The 20,116-nt window shown below is 36.9% G+C and carries 20 protein-coding genes, 2 pseudogenes and 1 riboswitch; of the genes and pseudogenes, 14 read left to right on the forward strand and 8 right to left on the reverse strand.

The window, feature by feature from the left end:
* Positions 1 to 1,155 precede the first annotated feature (1,155 nt).
* Positions 1,156 to 1,473 carry a hypothetical protein gene (locus NSQ14_RS01230; protein ID WP_034767213.1) on the reverse strand — a complete coding sequence of 106 codons (318 nt, stop codon included), beginning with the start codon at positions 1,471 to 1,473 and terminating at the stop codon, positions 1,156 to 1,158.
* Between the two features lie 309 nt (positions 1,474 to 1,782).
* Here NSQ14_RS01230 and NSQ14_RS01235 point away from each other — a divergent pair, with 309 nt between their 5' ends.
* From NSQ14_RS01235 to NSQ14_RS01255, 5 genes are all read left to right on the forward strand, one after another.
* A complete protein-coding gene (locus tag NSQ14_RS01235) occupies positions 1,783 to 2,118 on the forward strand; it encodes a PadR family transcriptional regulator (RefSeq protein ID WP_034767216.1) in 336 nt (111 codons plus the stop codon).
* Between the two features lie 3 nt (positions 2,119 to 2,121).
* Positions 2,122 to 2,997, forward strand: a complete 876-nt coding sequence (locus NSQ14_RS01240) for a hypothetical protein (RefSeq protein ID WP_041847429.1) — start codon at positions 2,122 to 2,124, stop codon at positions 2,995 to 2,997.
* A 209-nt stretch (positions 2,998 to 3,206) separates the two neighbouring features.
* Positions 3,207 to 4,226, forward strand: coding sequence for an ROK family transcriptional regulator (locus NSQ14_RS01245; protein ID WP_095142073.1), 1,020 nt, complete (start codon positions 3,207 to 3,209; stop codon positions 4,224 to 4,226).
* Between the two features lie 122 nt (positions 4,227 to 4,348).
* On the forward strand, positions 4,349 to 5,572 hold the full coding sequence (locus NSQ14_RS01250; RefSeq protein WP_095142074.1) for an MFS transporter: 1,224 nt from the start codon (positions 4,349 to 4,351) through the stop codon (positions 5,570 to 5,572).
* Between the two features lie 197 nt (positions 5,573 to 5,769).
* Positions 5,770 to 6,570 (forward strand): HAD family hydrolase, encoded by an 801-nt coding sequence (locus NSQ14_RS01255; protein WP_346216772.1) that lies wholly within the window; start codon positions 5,770 to 5,772, stop codon positions 6,568 to 6,570.
* Between the two features lie 410 nt (positions 6,571 to 6,980).
* Here NSQ14_RS01255 and NSQ14_RS01260 read toward each other — a convergent pair whose 3' ends face one another.
* Entirely contained in the window at positions 6,981 to 7,535 is a 555-nt protein-coding gene (locus NSQ14_RS01260; protein ID WP_346216773.1) for a hypothetical protein, read from the reverse strand.
* Here NSQ14_RS01260 and NSQ14_RS01265 point away from each other — a divergent pair.
* On the forward strand, positions 7,507 to 7,698 hold the full coding sequence (locus NSQ14_RS01265; protein ID WP_346216774.1) for a hypothetical protein: 192 nt from the start codon (positions 7,507 to 7,509) through the stop codon (positions 7,696 to 7,698). The genes NSQ14_RS01260 and NSQ14_RS01265 overlap by 29 nt on opposite strands.
* Positions 7,699 to 7,742: 44 nt before the next feature.
* Here NSQ14_RS01265 and NSQ14_RS01270 read toward each other — a convergent pair whose 3' ends face one another.
* The 4 genes from NSQ14_RS01270 to NSQ14_RS01285 form a co-directional block, all read right to left on the reverse strand.
* The gene (locus tag NSQ14_RS01270; protein WP_034767230.1) at positions 7,743 to 8,198 is read right to left on the reverse strand and encodes a hypothetical protein; all 456 of its coding nucleotides are present in this window, start codon (positions 8,196 to 8,198) and stop codon (positions 7,743 to 7,745) included.
* Positions 8,199 to 9,102: 904 nt separating this feature from the next.
* Entirely contained in the window at positions 9,103 to 9,747 is a 645-nt protein-coding gene (locus NSQ14_RS01275) for an ABC-2 transporter permease (protein WP_041847425.1), read from the reverse strand.
* Entirely contained in the window at positions 9,731 to 10,600 is an 870-nt protein-coding gene (locus NSQ14_RS01280; protein ID WP_200890340.1) for an ABC transporter ATP-binding protein, read from the reverse strand. Before NSQ14_RS01280 ends, NSQ14_RS01275 begins: the two co-directional genes overlap by 17 nt.
* Before the next feature lie 14 nt (positions 10,601 to 10,614).
* The gene (locus tag NSQ14_RS01285; RefSeq protein ID WP_269920075.1) at positions 10,615 to 10,986 is read right to left on the reverse strand and encodes a GntR family transcriptional regulator; all 372 of its coding nucleotides are present in this window, start codon (positions 10,984 to 10,986) and stop codon (positions 10,615 to 10,617) included.
* A gap of 311 nt (positions 10,987 to 11,297) precedes the next feature.
* Between NSQ14_RS01285 and NSQ14_RS01290 the strand changes: the two are divergent.
* Positions 11,298 to 11,810 (forward strand): annotated as a pseudogene (locus NSQ14_RS01290) (Uma2 family endonuclease); the annotation flags it as partial.
* A 100-nt stretch (positions 11,811 to 11,910) separates the two neighbouring features.
* On the opposite strand, the gene NSQ14_RS01295 reads toward NSQ14_RS01290, so the two are convergent.
* Complete coding sequence (locus NSQ14_RS01295) at positions 11,911 to 12,495, reverse strand: TetR/AcrR family transcriptional regulator (RefSeq protein ID WP_346216775.1); 585 nt, start codon at positions 12,493 to 12,495, stop codon at positions 11,911 to 11,913.
* A gap of 175 nt (positions 12,496 to 12,670) precedes the next feature.
* Here NSQ14_RS01295 and NSQ14_RS01300 point away from each other — a divergent pair, with 175 nt between their 5' ends.
* Complete coding sequence (locus NSQ14_RS01300) at positions 12,671 to 13,219, forward strand: hypothetical protein (RefSeq protein WP_251246168.1); 549 nt, start codon at positions 12,671 to 12,673, stop codon at positions 13,217 to 13,219.
* A 129-nt stretch (positions 13,220 to 13,348) separates the two neighbouring features.
* On the opposite strand, the gene NSQ14_RS01305 is transcribed toward NSQ14_RS01300, so the two are convergent.
* The gene (locus tag NSQ14_RS01305) at positions 13,349 to 13,789 is read right to left on the reverse strand and encodes a cell wall hydrolase (RefSeq protein WP_034767256.1); all 441 of its coding nucleotides are present in this window, start codon (positions 13,787 to 13,789) and stop codon (positions 13,349 to 13,351) included.
* A 197-nt stretch (positions 13,790 to 13,986) separates the two neighbouring features.
* Between NSQ14_RS01305 and NSQ14_RS01310 the strand changes: the two genes are divergently transcribed.
* From NSQ14_RS01310 to nrdG, 6 genes and pseudogenes are all read left to right on the forward strand, one after another.
* On the forward strand, positions 13,987 to 14,463 hold the full coding sequence (locus NSQ14_RS01310) for a DUF2975 domain-containing protein (RefSeq protein WP_346216776.1): 477 nt from the start codon (positions 13,987 to 13,989) through the stop codon (positions 14,461 to 14,463).
* A gap of 11 nt (positions 14,464 to 14,474) precedes the next feature.
* On the forward strand, positions 14,475 to 14,699 hold the full coding sequence (locus tag NSQ14_RS01315) for a helix-turn-helix domain-containing protein (RefSeq protein ID WP_034767260.1): 225 nt from the start codon (positions 14,475 to 14,477) through the stop codon (positions 14,697 to 14,699).
* 128 nt (positions 14,700 to 14,827) lie between these two features.
* A pseudogene (locus tag NSQ14_RS01320) lies at positions 14,828 to 15,620 on the forward strand (DUF817 domain-containing protein).
* 396 nt (positions 15,621 to 16,016) lie between these two features.
* On the forward strand, positions 16,017 to 17,288 hold the full coding sequence (locus NSQ14_RS01325; protein WP_341286962.1) for an NCS2 family permease: 1,272 nt from the start codon (positions 16,017 to 16,019) through the stop codon (positions 17,286 to 17,288).
* A 155-nt stretch (positions 17,289 to 17,443) separates the two neighbouring features.
* Positions 17,444 to 17,635, forward strand: a riboswitch (cobalamin riboswitch).
* A 139-nt stretch (positions 17,636 to 17,774) separates the two neighbouring features.
* Entirely contained in the window at positions 17,775 to 19,646 is a 1,872-nt protein-coding gene (locus tag NSQ14_RS01330; RefSeq protein WP_343155513.1) for an anaerobic ribonucleoside triphosphate reductase, read from the forward strand.
* Positions 19,643 to 20,116: an anaerobic ribonucleoside-triphosphate reductase activating protein gene (nrdG, locus tag NSQ14_RS01335; protein WP_341286964.1), complete on the forward strand. Its 474-nt coding sequence runs from the start codon at positions 19,643 to 19,645 to the stop codon at positions 20,114 to 20,116. The genes NSQ14_RS01330 and nrdG overlap by 4 nt, the downstream gene beginning before the upstream one ends.

Raw genomic sequence — 20,116 nt, forward strand, 5'->3', positions numbered from 1 at the left:
TGGAGTATTTTGATGGATAAATGTTACATATTTAAAAAACAGCAATGTGAGGGATTGAATGAATAAATAGAATGTAAATGAATAGGTTGGCTTCCATCCTTTATAAATAAACACTTTGAAATAGGATGATAGCCATTCAAAGGCAGTTCCAAAAGTAGACCATATGACAATATAAACAGCAATCCAATATCCTTTTATACGAAGCCGGTCATAAAAATATACAAAAAAATAACCGGTGGGGGCAACTAATACATATGTGAAAATATCGAAAAGGTCATAGTATGGCGAATTCATAATATCGTATAAGTCTATCCTTGGCGTCGATAAAATATGATCCGCAAACCGCGCGATTGTCGAGGAAAAAAGCATAATAAGGATTGTGACGCTAAGAGGGAATCTTTTTGGTAGTAAATGGAGCACGGAAAAGGCGATGAACATACAAATTAGAACAAACCATTCATTGATATCAAAGGAGTTAGGAAGTTTCATCAGGTCTGGATCCCCTCTTTCTTTAAAATGGAACGAAACCATTGCTGGCAGAAATAAGTTGTCAATAGGATTCCAAAGAGTGAAATCAAGGTTTTTTGATAATTCCAGTTAATAAAGGTGATGACTCCTAATTGAACAAATAGAAATTCTGCTGCCCAAAATATGAAAAACACAAAAACGCTTAAGACAATTTTTTTTAGTTTTGATTTTACACTGCAAAAGAGGTTTAGGTAGCCAATGCAAATAAGTGGTTCAAATATCAGTTCATAGAGCCTGAATAAGATTTCTAACTTCATGTCGCCTTCAATTTTAAAAGCACCCAAGTTAACACCAATAATCGAAAAATAGCTTGATAGGAGGAAGGCAAGTACAAAATAGTTGAAAATATTGACAATTATATGAAATTTTTTCTTGATGGAAAAAAATAAGATAAGGAAAATCAGGTATACATCAATGACAAATTCCATTGTTCTTTTCATTCCCTTATAAAATGTTCTTTATGATTTCCGGTGGTTCGTTTAGATTTTTCGAGAATTGATCCAAAAAATTTTAATAAAGGATTTATTTTAGATAAAAAAGTTGGCTGAATAACCCGCCAAATACTATAAAGCTTATAGGGTATTTTTTCATTTTTATTCCTATTTTATGCGGAAATAATCCGATAACTTAGTTTTTATGTTTACTTTTGAACAGAAAGAAAAACCACCATATGAACAGGAACAGATACCCTATAATTGAAAAAATAGCCCAACTAGCACCTTTTTGCAATTGACTTACTAAATGTTCAAATTCATTCATTTCTTCTGCTCTTCCAAGACTGTTAATGAAGGCAACTATTGGAATGGTCACAGTGAACACAATGGTTAGAAAGGGCAAAATCTTTCCTTTCTTTTTCACTATGCTGTATATCGCCGTTCCTAATGTTGATAAGAGAAATAAGTAATATAATACCCAGAACCAATTTGGCAAAGTTTCCCAATACATAAATACCCTCCTTAAAAATTTCAAATTCATTTCTGTAAGCTCACTTTAACAGAAATATAACTTAACATAAATGTATATGACAAAAACAATAATCTATTAAAAAGGATCCATTACCTGTCCATGAATGATGAAGGATTAATCAAATAACGAAAATGGAATATGAATGAAAAACGATTATTGATTATACTTGACAGTCGTAGTACTATGGCTTACAATAATTAAAAAGGTGAGGAAAGAATACCTCGCCTAAAAAAAGCAAAAAACCTACGACAGCCGTAGTACTTTGATAAGCGAAAAGATGGTGAGAGTATGGGAGGACAAATATCAAGTGATATGCTGCGCGGACACACGGATACAATTGTGTTAGCGAGTCTCTTGGATCGTGACCGCTACGGGTTTGAAATTTATAATCGTGTGTTGCAGAAAACCAATCATTTGTACGAATTAAAAGAAACAACACTTTATTCCAGTTACAAACGTCTTGAGAAAGAGGGTTACATCGAATCCTATTGGGGTGATGAAACACAAGGCGGTCGCAGAAAGTATTATCATATCACCGAGCGGGGGAGGGAACTATACCGGCAAAAACTCGAGGATTATGAGTTTACCAAGAAGATCTTGGAACGATTATTTATGGAGGTATAAATTATGGAACTAAAAGAATTTATTGATAAAGCATTTGAAAAATATGAAGAGTCACCGGAACTGATTGATTTTAAAGAGGAATTATTAACAAATCTTCAAGATCGTTTGAAGAGTTTAGAAGCGAACGGAATCAAACGTACAGACGCATTAAGACAAATACAAATAGAATTTGCAGATATTAACAAAATTGCTGATGAAATGAGTTTAGAGAAAAAGAAAGAGGTATTTGAAATGCGATACATGTCATTGCGAAATTTTGTTACAAAGACACGTGCCGCCATTTATACCATTCTGGGCGTCCTTACTGTATTTGCAATCATTATTTCCTGCTTTAGTTATCTTTTTTTAGGCAAAGTTGATGCTGTAACAGGTGTTATGATGTTGTTTTTAGCCGTTCCTTTAGCAGGGTTTGTCTATATGGGCTTAACACAGGAAACAGCAACTCGCAACCCAATGCGACCAATGCGTGCCGCAATTTATGCTGTTGCAGTCTTTGTTTTCTTATTTGGAGTCATTCTTGTACCAATCGGCCCAATGTCAATATTCGGTGAAGCTAAATCATTAGAAGGTGCTTTAGCGGTTTTAATTCCTTTTGCCTTACCAAGTCTCGGTGTGATCACATTTTTAGTGATTACAGAACCCGAACATCGGAAGGCATGGGTATTAAAAGAAGCCGAAAAACAAAATGAATGGGCAAAGAACTTTGAAACATCCGGTAATGCGCAAACGTTTGGCATCATGACGGCAGCGCTTTGGATTTTAGCGATTGGTGCCTTTATTCTTTTACTGATTATGAAATTATGGGTTTTCAGCTGGATTCCATTTGTTGTAGCACTGGCTCTGATGATGGTCCTACTCGCATATTATATGAAAAAATAAAAAAACAAGCTGAAGGAAATGAATTTGTCTGAGATTCATTTCCTTTTTACACGTTAATATATAGAAAGCCTGCTGAAATTCGGCTGGATTATTGAAAAGGTATTTCTTATATGCTATATTATGAACATACTTATTAAAGATGTTTAATAAGTTTTTTGCTGGAGACTTTTTAAATACATTTAATAAATGGACGTAAGGTGGTGACAGTTGTGAAAGTTACTCCAAAATCGTTAAGCACGGTTATTCTTCCCGCTATTCGAAAATCTCTTTTAGAACTTGGGAGTGCAACAAAGGTCGAGCTTAGCGAACATTTACAAATTAGTTTCCCGACTATAAGCAAGTTTTTGACCCAGATGGAGAAGAATGGAGAAGTTATTTCAGTTGGTTTAGATAAATCCAGTGGCGGGAGAAGAGCAAAAAGATATCGATATAATCCTGATTACATGCTTGGGCTGGCTATTTTCTTAGAAAGGACCGAGACAATTTATACTATTTTTAATTGTGCGGGAGAAATAAAGAAACAAGGAAAGGCACCAAGTGTATTAATCGATAATGGGATATACACATTAACTAAGTTCATCGAAAAAGTAATAAAGGCTAATTCGTCAAAAATAAGTTCAATTGCCATCGGGGTTCCGGGTTCGGTTGAAAATGGTCGAATTTTTTATATACCGGGATATGAGCAGTTTCAAAATCTTGATCTAAAAGGGTATATTGAAGATTCTTTTTCGATACCTGTCGTTGTTGAGAACGATATGAATGCTGCTGTACTAGGGTTTAGCTATAATAATCGAATTGAGGAGAATCAATCTCTTGTCTATTTGTATTCCGGGCAAAATGGACCGGGTGCAGGATTGATGATTAATGGTGATGTCGTGCGGGGAAGTACCTTTTTTGCAGGAGAAATTTCATTTGTCCCTCAGTATGATGAACGAAATTTTAGTCAGGCGTTAAAAGATGGAAGTAACTCTAGTCAGTTTACTAATTTTGAAAGTAATCAGATTGATGCTATTAGTAGGTTAGTAGCCACATTTACCGCAATTATGAATCCACATACGATTATTTTTTGTAGAGATGAAGTTGAAAAAGAGGTTATAGACAAAATTGCCATTGATAGCGCAAAATATATCCCTTCTGAACATCTTCCCGAGCTAACAATCAGTGATTGGAAACAAGATTACTTGTATGGATTACAAAAGCTTTGCCTTGATCTTATGATGAACAAATAGTGTATATGTTTTCTCAATACTTTTTAATGTCATTTAATAAGTGTATCTCTTTTGGTAGATTTTAAGCAGGAAATAAACGAAATTGGGAAAAGGTGAAAAAATGCATAAGCGAGGGTTACATGATGACAACATTTCTTTTAATCATTATTTATTTGGCTTTTATCAGCCTGGGCTTACCTGATTCCTTGTTGGGAGCAGCATGGCCGGTAATGCAATCGGATTTTGGCGCACCAATTGAGACGGCCGGATACCTGTTTATGACGATTGCAGGGGGTACGATTCTCTCCAGTTTAGTTAGCGGAAAGGTGTTGAAACGATTTGGCACAGGCAAAGTCACATTTGTCAGCGTATTAATGACTGCTTGTGCGTTACTCGGCTTTTACTTTGCTCCATCCATTATTTGGCTTTTTCTTTGTGCCATCCCACTTGGTATGGGAGCGGGTGCTGTTGATTCGGGATTAAATGATTATGTAGCGACCCATTATAAAGCCCATCATATGAGTTGGTTGCATTGTTTTTGGGGAGTCGGTGCAACACTTGGTCCTGTTATCATGGCCCAATATATTTCAAATCAAAATTGGGGTAAAGGGTATCTCACTATATCAGGACTTCAATTCATATTAGTCGTCATCCTTTTGTTCACCTTGCCTTTATGGAACAAAGTAAATAGCCATATTACTATAAATAAAGAGCCGGAAGAGCCAAAGGGAGTTTCTTTTAAGGAAAACGTTGAGAAGGTAAGACCTTTACAAACGAATGGTGTTAAATTAGCCTTGGCATCCTTCTTTTTTTATTGTGCGGTTGAAGCGACAGTGGGTCTGTGGGGAAGCAGTTTCTTGGTAAATGTGAAAGGGTTAACAGCGGCAACTGCTGCCGAATGGGTTTCCTTTTATTATGCAGGAATCACGATTGGTAGATTAATAACGGGCTTTGTCACCTTTAAAATGTCGAACCAGATGCTTATCCGGATGGGGCAAATCATCGCATTAACCGGTGCCATTCTTCTCGTTTTACCACTGCCATCCTTCTTCTCGGTTGCAGGTTTTATTGTTGTGGGATTGGGACTAGCTCCAATCTTTCCGTGCATGTTGCATGAAACACCGGCACGTTTTGGGAAAAAGCATTCACAGGCCATTATGGGTTATCAAATGGCGGTTGCTTATACCGGAAGTACATTTATGCCACCACTCTTTGGGTTCATTGCATCACATACAACAGTCGCACTTTTCCCGATTTGTACGGTTATATTTGTGGTAGCAATGGTTCTCAGTTCCGAAAAATTGAATCGGGTACTGAAAAAGAAACTATTAATAAATAACAAGAATAAAAGTTCAACGGCAATCTAGTCATTGATTGCGAGATGGTTATGAAACACTGAAAAAGTGGTTGCTCTGATTAATGAATTTAGGTTTTAAAAATATAAAGTAAGTAGAAGAAGGGGGTTGTCAACATACAGTAGAAGATTTCCTTCATGATGTTCAATCATTAACTTTTTCAGCTGCTTTGAGGGTTATTTAAAATTTGTCACGGAAGAGGTACTGATATGATTAAATTAGTGCTAACGGATATGGACGGAACATTCTTGAACAATAGCGGTGACTTTAACAGGGAATTATACAAAGATGTCAAAAAAATCATGGAAGAAAAAGGAGTCATTTTTGCCCCGGTTACCGGCAAACAATGCGAGCGTGTAGAAGAGTTATTTGGTGATGATGCAAAGGATTTTTGGATTTTGGGTGATAGTGCAACTCGGATCAAGCATAATGGGAAATTTGTTTATGAATCGTTGCTTAGTAATAAATTAGGACTGGAAATGATTCGTTTGCTTGAGAAAATAAGTTTGGAACATACGATAATTGCATGTACAAGAAACGGTGCGGTCATAAAAGATAATATTCCTCAAGAAGAAGCGGCTATTGTGAGAAGATCCTATGCCCAAGTAATGCAAGTGTCTGATTTGAATGAGGTGACTGAGGACTTTGTTAAGATTACTGTTCATGATCCGGCGCATAGATGTTTTGAAACTAGGGAAAAATTATCTTGCTTTTTTGAGTCAGCTTATATTGTCGCATCAGAAGCCGCTTGGATTGACATAGCCAATGTGAATGTTCATAAGGGCACAACCGTTGCACATTTACAGCAGCTATTGAATGTAACTCCGGAAGAAACAATGGCATTTGGCGATGGTTACAATGATATCGAGCTTATGGAGCGGGCCGTCTATAGCTTTGCAGTCCGAAATGCTGTTCAGGAATTAAAAGATGCTGCAAATTTCATTACCCGTTCCAACGAAGAAGATGCGGTCATGAAAACAATCATGCAAATTTTATCTTTACAGAAATGATAAAAAGGGGGAAATGAATCTTGCTTATTTTACGGATTTGAGAAGGAGGGGGTTGACTTCCCCTCTTTGTCTCGTCGCCATTTTGGGGCGGGGAATGCCCAATTTTGGAGACGAGGCCTGTTCTCGTCACCGTTTTGAGGTGAAAAACACTCAATTTTGACGACGAAACGTATTCTCGTCGCCAATTTGAGGAGAGAAATGCTGTTTTTTGGCGACGAGGCCAGTTCTCGTCACCATTTTGAGGTGAAAAACGCTCAATTTTGACGACGAAAGGCATTCTCGTCGCCAATTTGAGGTGAAAAAAGCACTATTTTGGCGACGAGCCTCTTTCTCGTCACCGTTTTTGGTCGGGAAACTTCATTTTTTGGCGACGAGGCCAGTTCTCGTCACCAATTTGAGGTAAAAAACGCTCAATTTTGACGACGAAACGTATTCTCGTCGCCATTTTTAGGTAAAAAACGCCCAATTTTGACGACGAAACGTATTCTCGTCGCCATTTTGAGGTAAAAAGCGCTCAATTTTGACGACGAAACGCGTTCTCGTCGCCGTTTTGAGGCAGGAAACGCCCAATTTCGACGACGAAACGTATTCTCGTCGCCAATTTGAGGCGGAAAACACTCAATTTTGACGACGAACCCCAATCCCGTCACCATTTTGAGGTGAAAAGCGCTCAATTTTGACGACGAAACGCCTTCTCGTCGCCATTTTGGGGCGGGGAATGCTGTTTTTTGGCGACGAGACCGAATCTCGTCACCAATTTGAGGAGAAGAAAGCCAATTTTTGATGACGAAACCGAATCTCGTCGTCGTTTTGAGGCAGGAAAGGCCCAATTTTGACGACGAAACGTATTCTCGTCGCCAATTTGAGGAGAGAAATGCTGTTTTTTGACGACGAGGCCGAATCTCGTCACCAATTTGAGGTAAAAAACGCTCAATTTTGACGACGAAACGCTTTCTCGTCGCCATTTTGAGGGAAAAAACGGCCAATTTTGACGACGAAACGTATTCTCGTCGCCAATTTGAGGAGAGAAATGCTGTTTTTTGGCGACGAGGTCCAATCTCGTTGCTAATTTTGACCGAGTTTACAACGATAAAGTTTCTTGGTATTAGGTGGCTGAACGTTTTCTAATATGATAAGGTTAAAAATGAAAACAGTTTACCAACTCCCATCAATCACTTCCCCTTTTTAAACCCTTCCTGCTCCAAATAGTTCGTAGCGCCATTATAGGTTGGGAATGTACCGTCCAATAGTTCACCGGCAAAGGTATTCCAAAGGTCCAGTTCTGCGTCATACTGGAGTGTCAACGTATTACCGTGCTCATCTTTCCATATTTCTTCATTAAACGGTTTTGCCGATAGCGATTGTATTGATAAGCGAATGATATTGCGCAGTTCTTCTTCGGTAAAGTCCCGAATATTAACCATTCCCTTGTCATCCATTGGATAATCATGAGGGAAAAGTCCTGCATAAACAAAACCATTGCCGTTCGGATGCAAATGATAAACGACTGTCTTTTTTTCTTGGACACTCTCCTCATAATGGAAATTCACTCGTTTTAGCGAAACATCCTTCCTTGTAAGTTCCGGGAAAGATTCAATAATCGCAAGTTTTTCTTCAAATGTAAACATAGGCCCTCCTGAATTTTTTTCTTTTATCATTCCTGTAAAATATAGCACTTAAACATATATTTTAACAATAAATGGAAAATTAAACTATTTTTCACATTAAACTGTAATTTTAAATCAGGCATAATTTTGCCATAGAATATCCTTTCAAATTATTAACAGTGGCTTTCTTTATTATCAATAGTTAATCATTTATCATTATGTTAAAAAACCAAAAAGTAGTTTAAGCTTTAAGTACCATATGATGTGTCATACAAATCATTCCTTCCGCTGAACAGATGCTTGCAATGAAAATATTATCGGCTAGACCGGAACCATATTAAGATTTTGCGATGCTGAAATTCTTATCCGGTATCTTCAATTGAAACTTTAGAAGAAGTTATTCAAATATTTGATGGAAGGAAGTTTTTAGGTGATCGGCAAAAATGTTTCTCAATTATGTTGGAAAGGATTTGAATAAGCATTGGAGAGAATTTTCAATATAATTCATGCAGAAGACTTCAACCTTGCCCTAACCAATTTGCTATTGACTTTTATTCAAGTAATTACGAAAAGTATTTCGAGGAACTAATATTCACTGAAGAAGAGATAGAAAAATTAAATAAGGAAGAATTAGAGAAATTAACCAAGGTGGTGGCAATTATCGAATATATTGGGAACAGGCAACCAAAGGCAAAATTATATGATTGGATTTATTCGGATAAACTAAAACTGGAAGAACCATATACACCCGGATTGGAAAAAGAAACATTTGAAAGGGTTAGAAGGATTATTCAGCACCGAAAGAATTTGCGTCAAGAAATGTCTTTTATGATGAGAAAACCTTGAACCCATTTTAAAAACGGATGGTGCATTTCGCCCATTTAAGATGAGGAAATGCACCTTTTTTGAACAACTAATTCTGATACTAAAATTCTCTGTTTTTATAGAAGGTTAGTGATAATAAATAGGATAGTACGAAAATGAATATAGTTGGTAAAAGAATCACAAATATGGCTTCTATATTCGATAAACTTGATAAGATAAATAGAGACCTTGGATTATTTTCGGTCATATAAGAAATCAATGCTGAACCGCCAAAAATCAGGAGAAAGAATAGCAGTGAATTAATCATTCTCGATTTCAAAAAACCATATTTAAAAATTACCGGAAATGAAATGGAACAATATAAAACAGAAACGATAATTGAACCTGCCATTCCGGTAAGTGAAAAAGGAATAGGTTGCAGCGGTAACTTTAATATATCAACGACTAGATAGATGAGTAAATTTATCAAGATGGCAAAGGCTGCAAATACAATTACAGATAAATATTTAGCCAATACAATTGTATTTCTTTTAATCGGTAAGCTAATTAACATTTTGTCGCTATTATTTTTATCATCTATTGCACTTGAACCTAAAGCCAACAAATAGGTTACACCAAGTACCCCGATTAAAAGTCCGGGTGCACCTATTTTGGAAAAGAAAAGTGAAAAAAACAGAATAAACACAATGGAAAGCAAAACAGATTTTTTTTGAACAAGAAGGTCCTTTTTAATAAGATGATACATTTTGTCCACTCCCTTTCGTGGAAAATAATAAAATATCTTCTAATGTTGGTTTTTCAATCATCACTTGATTCCCAAATCGGTCCAGTAGTTCTTTTTTATCATTATAGAGCCCTTTAAAGCCAAATTTATTTTGTTCGACTCCGATGAAAGAAAGGTTTGTCGCAGTTTCAAGAAATTCTTTATTCCCTTTGACAATGGCATACTGTTCCAACAATTCATCCATTGGTTTGCTTAAGATTATTTCGCCATTATTTATAATGGTGATATAGTCGGCGATTTTTTCCAGATCGGATGTAATGTGTGTAGAGAAAAATATCGCTTTGTTTTCATCTTCCATTAAAGAGCGTAAAATGTGCAATAATTCACTTCGGATCAGAGGATCGAGGCCGGATGTAGGTTCATCCATAATCAGCAGTTCTGCGTGATGGGACAAGGCGATGGCCAGTGAAAACTTCATCTTCATTCCTTTTGATAATTGTTTTATTTGCTTATTTAACGGTAAACCAAACTTTTTCACATATGTTAAAAACGCATTTTCATCCCAATTTTTATAAAATGGACGAATGATATTTTTCATTTCTTTAACGGTTAACTCTTCGTAAAAATGATTTTCGTCATAAACAAACCCGATTTTTTCTTTAATTTGTAGTTCATCTTTTATATGATCGAACCCAAAAATTTTAATTTCGCCGCTATCTTTTTTAATTAAGTTCATGATTAATCTAATGGTTGTGCTTTTTCCTGCACCGTTCGGACCGATAAAACCCATGACAAAGCCACGATCTAAAGAGATATTTATATTTTTTAATGAAAAATCCTTGTAATGTTTGGAGACATTGTTTATTTCAAGAATCTTATTCAAGTTGTTCACCCCTCGTATAAAAGTTCTAAAATTTTTTTCAATTCTTCCAGCGACATCCCGATTAACTTTGCTTCTGTGATTGTCTCGCTCAGTTTTTGTTCGATCATTTTCATTTTGTTTTCTTTTAAAATATTTGCGTTAACTGGTGCGACATAAGAACCTTTCCCTGCAACAGTCACTATAAATTCATCTTTCTCTAATTCGTCATAAGCGCGTTTTGTCGTAATCACACTGATTTCCAGTTCTTTCGCCAAGCTCCTGATGGATGGTAAAGCCTGGCCTTCTTTTAGGTCGCCGGTAAGAATTTGACTTTTGATTTGGTTGATAATTTGAAGATAGATGGGTTCGTTTGCGGAATTTGAAATAATAATATTCACAAAAGAGATCACTTCTTTCGTTATTACTGTATATGTACAGTATATACAGTTTGAGTTAGTATGTCAAACTAAAAATGATCGAACATTTTTATGCAAAACTTGGAGACCGTAAAAGAGTTTTGATACTTATTTCTAGTTAGTTGCCCCATCAAACAGACCACTTTCCATAAAGCAATATTCAACTGTTATGGTACAATATAATAAAAGAATATAATGGATTTCCAAGGGGATTAAAGTCGATGGATGCAATTAATCAAAGTCCAGAAAAATTAACCTATAAAGAATATGCAACATGAGCGGAAGGAAAAAGATGTGAAGTTTTAGATGGGGTAATTATCAGTATGGATCCATCTGTTTCACCAAAACATCAAGAAGTATCGATGCAACTTTCAATTGAATTTGGTTCTTACCTTCGAGGAAAGTGTTGTAAAGTTTTTGCAGGAGATATTGATGTATACTTATTTGAAGACAAAAAAGGGTAGGATAGTGAAAAAGTAAAGAATTGGGTCATACCTGATATGGTTATTGTATGTGACCCGGATAAAATAAAAAAGCACGGAATTGTTGGTGCCCCCGATTTTGCACTTGAAATTCTTTCCCCGTCTTCAGCAAAAATTGATCATATGGTCAAAAGATGGGCCTATTCAAAAGCGGGCGTGAAAGAATATTGGATTGTAGATCCGGCCAACCAACTGGTCGAAGTCTATCTATTAAAAGAAGCTGTTTTAGAATTAGAAAATGTCTATACAAAAGAGGACTCAGTCCATGTTCACGTCCTGGAAAATTTAAATATTGATTTAGCCAATATTTTCCCTGAAACATAAAACTTCTTAAACATTATACTTGAAAATGAATCAAAATATAGAAGAGAGACACCGCGAATGAAAAGGGGTGTGTTTTCTAACCCCTTAAATGTACCGAAAATTAAAAATGACAAATTTCGTCGATATGATGAGCCAATATCGAGATAATCTGCTCTTTTGTCAGTCTTGTTGGGTTCAAGATGGCGTGAATAGCCAATCCGTCAATTAATGCACACAATCTCTCCGTTTCCAAATCTTTGTCGATCTCTTTTTTTAGAAATTGCGCCCGATCCAGTGAATCCAACAGCTTTTGAATCCCCTCCAAAATCCCATCATTTTGGCTTTCCCTGTTTCCTTTATTGCGGAAAAATAATACAAATTCAAGCCAAACCTCCATTTCAGCTCTTGTCGTTTCATTTGTCGGAACAATTTCCAAAAGCATCTGTAAAACCATTTCCTTTGGCGGCAAGTTTTTTAAAGCAATTTTTTCAACCCGTTCAGACACTCTCTCTTTCACCAAATCCATTGCGTAAATTAACAATTCTTCCTGGGTGGAGAAATAGTGTCTGAGAGCGCCTAATGATAGCCCCGCTTTCCTTGCAATATTTCGTACTGTCGCCCCTTTCATTCCTTGCTCTAAAATAACTTGCCAAGTCGCTTCAGCAATTGCTTTTTTTCTATTATCATGATCAACAATTTTTGGCATACTATCAGTTTACCATAAAAATTTAAATAATACACTTGTATTAAATAAAAATGTTTGTTATGATTTATTTAGCACATCTGTATTAAAAAATGCTCGTGCCCAGTGCTTGGGAAAAATCGATTTCAAAATTTTTCCCCTGTATTTTTATTCTTATTTTGTAAAAAAGGTGATGGAAATGAATTGGATAATTTGGTTAATAATTGCTTGTGAAATCGGCTTTTGGGTTTTTATTTTACTTGGGTTGAGTTTCCGTTATTTATTGAAGAAGGAGAAGCTGGGTTTCATCTTTTTGGCACTAACACCTGTTGTAGACCTGATCTTGTTAATTGCTGCAACTTTCGACCTTTATAGCGGGACGCCGGCAACAAAAGCTCATGCACTCGCAGCTATCTATATTGGTATTTCTGTTGGATTTGGAAAAAGCATGATTCGTTGGGCTGATGAGCATTTTCAGTACTATATCACAAAAACCGGACCAAAACCGGTTAAATTATATGGATTACAATTTGCCAAACAGAATTTGAAAAGCTGGGGGCGTCATCTTCTTTCGTACTTAATTGGGGCAAGTTTAATTGGAATTATTTACTATTTTATTAATGACTATGAACGGACAAAGGCGCTTATTCAAGTACTGGGGATTTGGTCGCTTGTTTTAATCATTGATTTACTTATTTCCCTTTCCTATTTTGTATTCCCAAGACAACCAGGAAAACCAACAATATAAAACTAATCTAATGACACTTTTAGAAAACAAGGAACCCCTCCTAGAGGACAGTTCCTTTTATTTTTGTAACCGTTTTGTCTGCAAATTGTCGGAATGATTTTACGGAATGATAAAATCACAACGTATGAATTACCAAATATATGCACCTTCACAAGTATTTGCCTGTGGTTCGTAATAACAATGTTGTTTATATTGTCCCGTAAATGGCTGATTATACCACGTAGGTGGACATGGGGCATAGGGATTAAAATACCAAAGGGCATATTTGGAAGGATGTTCTCGCCAATAGTCTAAGGTTAGTTTGGCTAATCTCCTTTCTACACTTCTTGCCGGATTATAAAATACATTTCCTTTTTGAACGGCTTCAAAAGAATAATTTCCACCCTGCACTTGAAAAATTACTTGTCGGATTGTTCGCAAACCTCGGAAATCTAAACAGTTTGCTTTTAACCGATTGACAATAACATTACCAACCATCAACATCCCGAGTCGACCTTCCCCCTCTGCTTCCGCCCTCATCATCCTTGCCACTAAATCCACATCACTGCTTGTATACTGTACTCTTGGCACTCTGATCACCTCTAAAAAATTGTATGAAAAAAAACAACAAACATGCGGATTTTCATTTTTTCATAAGGAATGCTTTTTATTTTTGGTGATAATGTGATTTTCAATAAAAATACAATGAAAATTAATAAATATTTATTGAAAAACAATAAATATCATGCTAAAATCAAATTCGATCATAAATATGTGAGGTGTTTTAAATGAATCGAGGATCAACACTCTTTTTAAAGGTAGCGGTTATTCTTATTGGAGTTCCGGTTCTTACTTTGTGTATATTTGGCTTGTCGTGGTTACCAAATCATCCGGTAAATCCGGATTACAACCATATCCTATATCCGATTATTACCGGCATATATGTATCCGTTATACCGTTTTTCATTGCTTTGTATCAGGCTTTAAAACTTTTAGGTCATATTGACAAGAATCAAGCTTTCTCTGAATTATCGGTAAGATCGCTCAAGAATATTAAATTTTGTGCCATGACAATCAGTGGTTTGTATGTAGTTGTCTTGCCATTCGTTTATCTTTTAGCAGAATTAGATGATGCGCCGGGTCTGATACTCATTGATATGGTCATTATTTTTGCTGCAATGGTGATTACTGTCTTTGCAGCGGTTCTCCAAAGACTTTTACAAGAAGCGATTGATATAAAAACAGAAAATGATTTAACGGTCTAGGGGTGAAAACAATGGCGATTATTGTAAATATTGATGTGATGCTGGCGAAGAGGAAAATGAGTGTTACAGAACTTTCAGAGCGGGTTGGAATAACGATGGCAAATCTCTCTATTTTAAAAAATGGAAAAGCAAAGGCGATTCGGTTTTCAACTTTAGAGGCGATTTGTAAGGCTTTAGATTGTCAGCCCGGGGATATTCTCGAATACCGAAGTGATGAAGACACTCAAAATGAATGAAGAAGGAATAGAAAACGAAAAACCTAAGCAGAAACAAGAATTTGACTAGCCACTAGACTTACAGTTATTTACACCATTTTCAATATAGACTTACGATTGTTCGGAAACAGCCAAAGGAGGCACCGGTGATGAGAGCCCTAAAACAATTGATTCGTTTTGGTTGGGAACAAGCCCTATCCTGTATATTTCCTGTTGTCATTTTTTCCTCTTTAGCGATTACCCAAATGCTGCCCTTACCGTTTTTACCACGGTATGACTGGTTGCTGATTATCTGCCTCCTCATGCAATGGTGGATGGTACATTCCGGACTCGAAACAAAGGATGAACTAAAGGTAATTACCATGTTCCACTTGATTGGACTTGCGCTGGAGATTTTCAAGGTACATATGGGCTCGTGGTCTTATCCAGAGGAGGGCTATGTCAAAATTTTTGGCGTACCATTGTATAGCGGATTCATGTATGCCAGTGTAGCAAAGTTATCTTTGTCAAGCGTGGCGGAGATTGAAGGTTGAACTGATTAAGTGGCCGCCGTTTTCGGTCGTTGTCCCTCTTGCTGCTGCGATTTATTTAAATTTTTTTACCCACCATTATTGGGTTGATGTTCGGTGGTGGCTGTCCGGGCTTGTCCTAATCGTCTTTTGGCGGTCATGGGTTATGTTTCAAGTGAACGGAACCCGCTACCGTATGCCACTCACACTTTCTTTTATACTCATCGGATTTTTCATTTGGATTGCTGAGAATATTGCCACGTTCTTTGGCGCTTGGCAATATCCAGACCAAACAGATGCTTGGAGTCTCGTTCACCTGGGAAAAATCAGCTCATGGCTGTTATTAGTAATTGTCAGCTTTCTGATTGTTGCGACGTTAAAGCAGGTGAAAGGAAAAAGCTCCACTAGTATAGGCACAAATCAGTATTTTTAAATCAAAAAAGATATACCTTACTTTTTTGTAAGAAATGGAATGAATATGTAAGGAAAAGCAATGGCTGACTAAGAACGCTACCCCTTATAATCGATATGAAATGATTTGTTCAATCTCATTTAAAGAAGAAAACAAATTCAAGAGATATGTAGGGTGTTCAAAATATAAGACTAACTGCATGAGAATGAGTCAAATTCAAAAATGGTATTCCTTAAAAGAGGTCTGGACCTTATTTTTTAACGTAAATGAAAGATCAGTTGTAAAATTACACCAAAGATTCCATTGATTATAAAATTCCATTCCATTGACAAATCGTTTTTTTAAAATAAAATAGAAAATATGTGGCTTTTGAAAGAGAGCGGGTCGGGCGAGGGAAAACTGAATAGAAGGAGTAAAATGTTTCAATTAAAACAACATGATACGACTGTTAAGCAGGAATTAGCAGCAGGATTAACCGGTTTTTTTACCATTGTTTATATTATTGCTGTGAATTCGCTCATTTTATCAGAGGCTGGTATTCCACTGGAAGGGGCAATGTTGGGTACGATCCTGACCTCATTTGTCGGGTGTTTACTGATGGGGATTTGGGCTAATGCACCGATATTAGTCGTTCCGGGCATGGGGATTAATGCCATGTTTACCTATACACTTGTACAATCCATGGGGCTAAGTTGGCAGGAAGCTCTCGGCGTAACAGTCATCTCTGGACTCATTTTTGCACTGATTTCATTCACTTCCTTAACGACGATTATTAGTAACGGAATTCCCGGAATATTGAAGGAAGCAATTAATATCGGAATCGGTCTTTTCCTCATGCTTATTGGACTGGAAAAAGGTCATTTAGTTGAACGTGGAGACCTGTCAATCATTTCTTTAGGAAACTTGAGTGATCCCAATGTTATTGCTACGATCTTAACATTAATCATTGCGTTAATTTTATTTATTCGCAATGTAAAAGGGAACTTTTTATGGACAATCCTTATTGGAACAGGCATCGCATTCTTATTTGGTATTTTGCCTTCAGGGACTAATGATTCTTTATCATTAGAAGGTTATAGTGAAGTGTTCGGATCATTTTCTTTAGAGCATTGGGCATCTTTTCCGTTTCTAATTGCCGTATTTTCTGTAACGATGGTTGTCATCTTTGAAAATATTGGCTTGATTTCCGGTCATATGAAACTGGCAAATCACCCGGAAAAATTTAAAAAGGCATTTCAGGCAAATGGTATTTCAGTAATGTTGTCTGGAATCTTTGGTTCAAGCCCAACTGTATCGACTGCTGAATCTACTGCAGCTATTGCAGCAGGTGGACGGACAGGTTTAACTGCGATTACAACCGGATTTTTATTTTTGGGAGTAACTTTTTTCATTCCGTACATGAATATGGTTCCTTCCAATGCGATTGCACCTGTACTAATTATCATTGGTGGTCTAATGGTGCAAAATATTCGTAACTTAGACCTTCATGATTTAACGGAGTCTTTTCCGGCAATTTTTATTATGATTATGATTCCTTTCACATACAGTATTGCAGATGGTATTGCCATTGGCTTTATTTTTTATGCGATTTTGAAATTAACTACAGGGAAAGCAAAGCGAGTTTCAGTGACGCTTTATATAATAGCCGGTTTATTTCTTTTAAATTTTATCTTTCAATTTGTAAGTTAGACCTCCGAGATTTCGGAGGTTTTTCTATTTGACAAGAAACCGTACAATCTGTAGTTGGGTATAAATTACTCTCACATCCAAATTTTTATTGAAATCAAAAACTCAGTATGGTAGGATACTAGATGTAGTTTGTTTTCCGTTCGTATAATACTAAATATAGTGATTTGAGTTATGGTGACAGTATTTGTCTGAAAAGGGAATCCAGTTCGAATCTGGAGCTGCCCCCGCAACTGTTCGTGTGGACGAATAAGCAATCCACTGTATCACTCATCTTTTGCGGTGATATGGGAAGGGCTTTAGTAGGAAGAAGCACAAGCCAGGAGACCTGCCGTAACTTGACGTTTCGTTTCTTCGGGGTGTGAGAAGGTGAAACGATGGAGAAGCTTATTTCATGCTGCCTTTCTATCGTTTTTTACCGCCGTTCATCCCGAGCGTGAACGGTTTTTTATTTACCCAAAACTAGCGATAGACAGGAGAGCATAGAAAATGAGTATAAGAAACAAACAAGAGACTGTTTGCGATTTTCCTTTACATTCGTTAAATGAGATTGTTTTTTCACGCAATCATGATCTCATTCAAGAAAATGCAAATATGGACGGTTCTTCACCGATGGGACAAATGTCAAAAATCTCATCTGAGGTCAGTAAGTTTTATGCAAAACAAATGATGCTAAGTGAAGAGGTAACAAAGGCGATTGATGATAATTTTATTTATCCCCATGATCTTGACTTTATGGTGACGGGTACGACCACCTGCTGTCAGATTCCGTTGGGTGAGGTATTAAAGGGTGGATTTAATACCGGTCATGGTTATATGCGTGAACCGAATGATATTAGCAGTGCCATGGCATTAGCGGCGATTATTTTTCAATCAAATCAAAACATGCAGCATGGCGGGCAAAGTTATCCGATGTTTGATTATGACCTTGCGCCTTACATTGATAAAACATTCCAAAAAAATATCAACCGTTTGAAAAGTTATTCCACCTGCTATACAGAAGAAGAGCTTGAAGCATTGGCCTGGAAAGAAACCAACCGAGATGTGTACCAAGCGTGTGAAGCTTTCATCCATAATTGTAATTCAATGCATTCTCGTGGAGGCGGACAAGTTCCGTTTGTATCTATTAATTACGGTACTGATACATCCAGGGCAGGCCGCTTGCTAATAAAAAATATGTTGTTGGCAACGAAAGCCGGACTCGGCAAGGGGGAGACACCAATTTTTCCGATTCAAATTTTTAAAATGAAAAAAGGGATCAATTTCGAGCCCGGAGAACCAAACTATGATTTATACAAATTAGCGCTTGAAACGACAGCAAAACGCTTATTTCCAAACTTTAGTTTTATAGATTCTACGTTCAATTGCCCATACTATGACGGAACCCCGGAATCGGAAATTGCCTATATGGGTTGCCGTACCCGAGTGATGGCAAATCGTCATGGTGATGAAAATAGTATTCGTCGCGGAAATTTATCTTTTACGTCTATTAATCTTGTAAAAATTGCGTTGATTGCTAAAGATGAATGTGATTATTTTAACATACTGGATCACTATATCAATCTCGTAATTAAACAACTGTTAGAGCGGTTTGATTTTCAGGCAAAAAAGCAGGCAAAGCATTTCCCTTTTTTATATGGTCAGCATATTTGGAAGGATAGCGAAAACTTAAAACCTGACGATGAAGTAGGAGAAGTATTAAAGCATGGAACATTAAGTGTAGGTTTCATTGGATTGGCTGAAGCACTGGTTGCATTAACGGGCAAACATCATGGTGAATCAAAGGAATCCTATCAATTAGGGTATCGCATTGTTCAGCATATGCGGGCAAAAGTAGACGAAGCAAGTGAAAAATACAATTTAAATTTCTCCTTAATTGCCACCCCGGCAGAAGGGTTATCAGGGAAATTTACCCGGAATGATCAAAAGGAGTTTGGGAAAATTCCCGGAGTGACGGACCGATCCTATTATACGAATTCATTCCATATCCCTGTTTACTATAAAATCAAGGCGATTGATAAAATAAAAATTGAAGGCTCCTTTCATAAACTATGTAATGGTGGCCATATTACTTATATTGAGTGTGATGGAGATGTATCCAAAAATATTCATGCATTAGATCGATTAGTAAAAGCCATGGCACAATATGATATTGGCTATGGTGCCATTAATCATCCGGTTGACCAGTGCGGCGTCTGCGGTTATTCGGGAATCATTGATAACGAATGTCCGGTTTGCCATAATTCGGATGAAAATAAGATTGGGCGGATTAGACGAATAACCGGTTACTTAGTTGGCGATATGAAAAGATGGAATTCAGCTAAACGGGCAGAAGAAAGCGAAAGGGTTAAACATCAATGAAAGTCATGAATATTATCCATGATTCCGTTGTTGACGGTGAAGGTTTACGGACAGTTATCTTTTTTGCAGGCTGCCCGCACTTCTGCAAGGGATGCCATAATCCGAGAAGTTGGAATATCAATAATGGAACAGAGATGTCAGTTGAAGAAGTAGTTGAGGAAGTGGCCAGTAATCCACTGACCGATGTAACCTTATCCGGCGGGGAACCCTTTTTTCAGGTGGAAGAAGTGTGCAAAGTGGCGAAACGATTAAAGGAATTAGGAAAAAATATATGGATCTATACAGGCTTTACATTCGAACAACTCCTCGCATCGCGTGACCCGTATATACATGAATTACTCGGTTATTGCGATGTTCTTGTTGATGGACCGTTTATTCTGGCAGAAAGGGATTTAACTTTACCATTTCGTGGAAGTAGAAATCAGCGTATCATCGACTTAACAAAGAAGGACGAGAGGAAAAGAAAGTAG

The sequence above is a fragment of the Caldifermentibacillus hisashii genome (assembly GCF_039654145.1).
Taxonomy (GTDB): Bacteria; Bacillota; Bacilli; order Bacillales; family Caldibacillaceae; genus Caldifermentibacillus; species Caldifermentibacillus hisashii.

Coding starts and splice junctions, on each gene's coding strand:
- NSQ14_RS01230 (WP_034767213.1), bottom strand. CDS start 1,473: ATGTATTGGGAAACTTTGCCAAATTGGTTCTGGGTATTATATTACTTA.
- NSQ14_RS01235 (WP_034767216.1), top strand. CDS start 1,783: ATGGGAGGACAAATATCAAGTGATATGCTGCGCGGACACACGGATACA.
- NSQ14_RS01240 (WP_041847429.1), top strand. CDS start 2,122: ATGGAACTAAAAGAATTTATTGATAAAGCATTTGAAAAATATGAAGAG.
- NSQ14_RS01250 (WP_095142074.1), top strand. CDS start 4,349: ATGACAACATTTCTTTTAATCATTATTTATTTGGCTTTTATCAGCCTG.
- NSQ14_RS01255 (WP_346216772.1), top strand. CDS start 5,770: ATGATTAAATTAGTGCTAACGGATATGGACGGAACATTCTTGAACAAT.
- NSQ14_RS01260 (WP_346216773.1), bottom strand. CDS start 7,535: ATGGCGACGAGAAAGCGTTTCGTCGTCAAAATTGAGCGTTTTTTACCT.
- NSQ14_RS01270 (WP_034767230.1), bottom strand. CDS start 8,198: ATGTTTACATTTGAAGAAAAACTTGCGATTATTGAATCTTTCCCGGAA.
- NSQ14_RS01275 (WP_041847425.1), bottom strand. CDS start 9,747: ATGTATCATCTTATTAAAAAGGACCTTCTTGTTCAAAAAAAATCTGTT.
- NSQ14_RS01295 (WP_346216775.1), bottom strand. CDS start 12,495: ATGCCAAAAATTGTTGATCATGATAATAGAAAAAAAGCAATTGCTGAA.
- NSQ14_RS01300 (WP_251246168.1), top strand. CDS start 12,671: ATGAATTGGATAATTTGGTTAATAATTGCTTGTGAAATCGGCTTTTGG.
- NSQ14_RS01310 (WP_346216776.1), top strand. CDS start 13,987: ATGAATCGAGGATCAACACTCTTTTTAAAGGTAGCGGTTATTCTTATT.
- NSQ14_RS01315 (WP_034767260.1), top strand. CDS start 14,475: ATGGCGATTATTGTAAATATTGATGTGATGCTGGCGAAGAGGAAAATG.
- NSQ14_RS01325 (WP_341286962.1), top strand. CDS start 16,017: ATGTTTCAATTAAAACAACATGATACGACTGTTAAGCAGGAATTAGCA.
- NSQ14_RS01330 (WP_343155513.1), top strand. CDS start 17,775: ATGAGTATAAGAAACAAACAAGAGACTGTTTGCGATTTTCCTTTACAT.
- nrdG (WP_341286964.1), top strand. CDS start 19,643: ATGAAAGTCATGAATATTATCCATGATTCCGTTGTTGACGGTGAAGGT.